Here is a 3,824-nt window from a genome sequence, read left to right on the forward strand (position 1 = left end):
TTTTCGGTACCTTTATTTAGTGTTGTCTTTTTTAGGAACTCCAAGGCGAACTCCTACAACTAATGATTTTCAAACTTTTACCCCCTGTTGTTTCATTGATTTATGTAAAAAGACGATTGAAAAAATCACCTTTTTTACCTAAAATTTACAGTCAAATAAACTATAAAAGAATATCCTTCCATCCCTTAAAAAACCGCTTTCATTAATCAGCTTCTTTTTTATTTTTGGGAAGAGCCTTAATATACTCAGTCCCGAACCGATCCTCATAATATTCGTACACAGGTTGAAAAGACTGTTCCCAAAGCTTTCTATCTTCTTCTGTCAGATGATAAATATCGATGCACTTGCACCTTTCCAGCTCATCCAACTTCTCTGCATTAAGCTTATGGGCGTTTTTCCATTCCCATTCGCTGACTTCCAAAAGGGCATCAGCAATGAGATCGCGGACAGACTCCGGAAGATCCTCCCAAAACTCTTTATTAACCAGCAATACATAACCCAAATATCCATGGTTGCTGATTGTCAAATAGTTTTGCAAAAGATGGAGGTTTTTGCTGGCGATATTGGACAGCGTATTCTCCTGCCCGTCCACATCCCCGTTTTCCAGATGGTGAAATACAATATTAAAATCAATTTCCTTCGGAATGGCCCCTGATACCAAAAATTGCTTAGATATGATTTCACTTGGCATGATCCTCATTCTTAATTGTCGAAGATCCTCCGGAGTATGGATCGGAAAATTGCGGTTAGTCATTTGTTTGAAACCGTTGTCCCATAACCCCAGCATCTGCAGTCCATGGCTGTCGAACATGGAAATCAGTTTTTTTCCAGCGGGGCCATTTATATATTGATGGACTTCTTCGTAGCTGTTAAAAGCAAATGGAAGGTCCATTACCGACCACTCGGGAATGAGAGATGTTACCTTTGAGGTGGCCGGGGCAATCATTTGGACATCTCCGTTTAAAAGCGCCTCCATTTCTTCGCCGTCCTTATAAAGGAAGCCGTTGGGAAACACCTGAACTTCCACATATCCGTTGCTCCGCTCTTTTACGAGCTGGGCGAATTTCCGGGCAGCCAGTCCTTTTGGCGTATCTTCGCCGACTACATGGGAAAATCGGATGACGATCCGCTCATCCTCACTCAACTGCTCGAAATCTTTCGGATATGGTTCTGTCCGGCAGCCAGCCAAAAGAAGAATGGACATCCCGGCAAGCAAGAAAAAACTAATCCTGAAATAATGGCTAACTGAATACAACTGGATCCTCCAACCTATCTTTCCATCAGATTAATTTTATTTTAAATTTTTCACCGTCAAATACAACATTATGTAAATATTGAACGTTTTGGTCTTTTTGGTATTTACTTTATTGAATAATAGTTTGTCGGCCTGCCCACGCTTCCATAGCGCATTTCGATCCGGGCTTTTTCCTTGTGTGCCAGAAAATCAAGATACTTTCGCACTGTGACCCTCGCCATTCCTACACTTTTTGCCAATTGTTCCGCCGTCACGGGGCCTTCATGGGACATCAAGGCGAGCATGATTTGTTTCATGGTAAGCTCATTGATCCCCTTGGGCAGTTCTTCCTCTTCTCCCTCTATACCGACCAGCCACTCATCAATGTCTTCCTGCTTTAGTTGCTCTAGGCCCTTGATTTTTTTCACCATTTGCTGATAGTTTTCGAGTGCCTGTTGAAACCTGCCAAAGCGGAACGGCTTCACGATATAGTCCACTGCCCCAAGGCGCACCACTTCCTTAATTGTCACGGCATCGCGGGCAGCCGTAATCATGATAATGTCACACGGCACCCGTTCGGACCGCAATTCGACCAGCAGATCCAGCCCGGATATGTCCGGCAAATACATATCGAGCAAGACCAAGTCCGGTTTAATTTCTTTTATTTTTGATAGTGCCTCTTTACCGGAAACAGCTTCCCCCACAAGCGCAAAACCCGTCATTTTTCCCAAAAACCCTTTATTGACATCAAGCACCATTGGATCGTCTTCAACAATAAATACTGTAATCCCTGTCAATTTCCTGCTCCCTCCCCACTTTGATTGTAATCTCCGTTCCTCCCCCGGGTTCGGACCGGAAATCAATATCCCCTTGGTTTGATTCAACAATCTGTTTCACCAGCGCCAGCCCAATGCCTCTTCCTTCATTTCCTTTTGTACTGAAACCATATTCAAAAATCCGTTCAGGCTGAGCGGGCAATCCGCTGCCGCTGTCCTGTACGCGAATAAGCAAAAAGTCGGCATCTCCCTGAATAAGAAGGCTGACCATTCTTTCACTTTTTTGCATGCAGGCTTCCATCGCGTTATCGATTAAATTGCCGACAATGGTCACAATATCCCCGCTCGAGAATCCGTTCATGATCTCGGATAGATATGACTGCTCCTCAATCACAAACGAAACGCCCAGTTCCTTTGCCCTGGATCGTTTCCCCAAAAGCAGTCCAAGAACCGAATAATCGGAAATATGATCTTTTAAAAACTGGGTCACTTCTTGTTCGTCGGAAATTTCATCCACGATCATGTTCAGGGCTTCTTCTGATCTGTCCAATTGAATTAATCCGGCAATGCTGTGCAATTTATTCATATATTCATGGTTTTGGGAACGCAAAGTATCAACAAGCATTTTGATCCCTGTCAGTTCTTCCGCAAGAATATGCGCCTCTTGCCGGTCGGTCATCATAATCAGTGAACCTGCCGACCGGCCTTTTACCTGAATCGGATACATCTTGACAAGATACATCACATCATGGCACAGCAGCGGCCGATGGATGACTTCTTTGCTGCTTTGGGCTTCTTTTACAATCCAGGTATCCGGAAAAATATCATTCAACGCCGCGGAGTTGTTGTAATATTTTGTATATTGTTTTGCCAAACGATTCATAAAAATGACATTGGACTGTTCATCTGTAGCCAAAATGCCAATATCCATGGCCTGCATCATGCTGGACCTTTCCTCCACCATGCGGGCAATTTCATACGGCTCCAAATTCAGCGTTTGCTTTTTTAGGTGATTGGCAATAAAAAATGAACCGACCAGGCCGATAAACAGGCCCCAAACCAATGACAGGAGCATATCATTTCGATATTCCACAATCAGGCTGTGCAACGTGGGGGAAAGAATTCCGACCGCAACCACTCCGACTTGCTTGACGCCTTCTTCATCCATGATCGGAACAAACGCCCTGATGGCATACCCGAGAACGCCCTGTGCTTTCGATATATATTCATGTTCCGACAAGGAAGCCCTTTCATCTCCGCCTTCAAAAGGAGTTCCCAGCTTGCTTTCGGAAGGATGCGAATAACGGATCCGGTTCATGTCAAACACCACAATATAATCCACATCCGTCGCCAACCGCACCCGTTCGGCAATCGGCTGGATGACTCCCGCTCCCCCTTCTGCTCCGACATGATCTTTGATTTCCGGAAGCTGGGCCACCGTCCGGGCGATGGCGATTGCCCGTGCACCCAACTCTTTTTCAAAAGCTGCAGAAATATTGTGAATCATAATCCAACCGCTCGTCATAACCGAGAAAAAAACAAGAATAAAAGAAAAAATAAACATTTTCATCCGCAAGGAGATTTTATTCATTCCATGCTCCACCCCAAGCTTTTTTAAAAGCCTTTGCATTTGCTATTGAATTATAACAAATTTCGACAATATTATAAACCGGATTTACAAGGGCTTTCCCAAACATTCAAAATGAAATGGAGCGAATTCAACACTTTTTTAGAAACTAAGAAAAACCGGGCAAAAAGCGGCCCGGTCCTTTTTTGTTTAGAGGATATCCGATAATTTGTACTCCATGCCATGG

Annotated in this window: 3 protein-coding genes; all 3 read right to left on the reverse strand. The window is 44.0% G+C overall.

Annotation, left to right across the window (positions count from 1 at the left end; translation table 11 throughout):
* Positions 1-202: 202 nt before the first annotated feature.
* Positions 203-1,255 (reverse strand): DctP family TRAP transporter solute-binding subunit, encoded by a 1,053-nt coding sequence (locus AB1L08_RS21840; protein WP_413066696.1) that lies wholly within the window; start codon positions 1,253-1,255, stop codon positions 203-205.
* A 104-nt stretch (positions 1,256-1,359) separates the two neighbouring features.
* The gene (locus AB1L08_RS21845; RefSeq protein ID WP_413066697.1) at positions 1,360-2,031 is read right to left on the reverse strand and encodes a response regulator; all 672 of its coding nucleotides are present in this window, start codon (positions 2,029-2,031) and stop codon (positions 1,360-1,362) included.
* The gene (locus AB1L08_RS21850; protein WP_413066698.1) at positions 2,003-3,601 is read right to left on the reverse strand and encodes an ATP-binding protein; all 1,599 of its coding nucleotides are present in this window, start codon (positions 3,599-3,601) and stop codon (positions 2,003-2,005) included. The genes AB1L08_RS21845 and AB1L08_RS21850 overlap by 29 nt, the downstream gene beginning before the upstream one ends.
* Positions 3,602-3,824 lie beyond the last annotated feature (223 nt).

The organism is Siminovitchia jepli, assembly GCF_047228825.1.
In the GTDB taxonomy this organism is placed as follows: domain Bacteria; phylum Bacillota; class Bacilli; order Bacillales; family Bacillaceae_C; genus Siminovitchia.

Bases quoted from the DNA above. Each gene is read 5' to 3' on its own strand.
- AB1L08_RS21850 (WP_413066698.1), bottom strand. From the start codon at position 3,601: ATGAATAAAATCTCCTTGCGGATGAAAATGTTTATTTTTTCTTTTATT.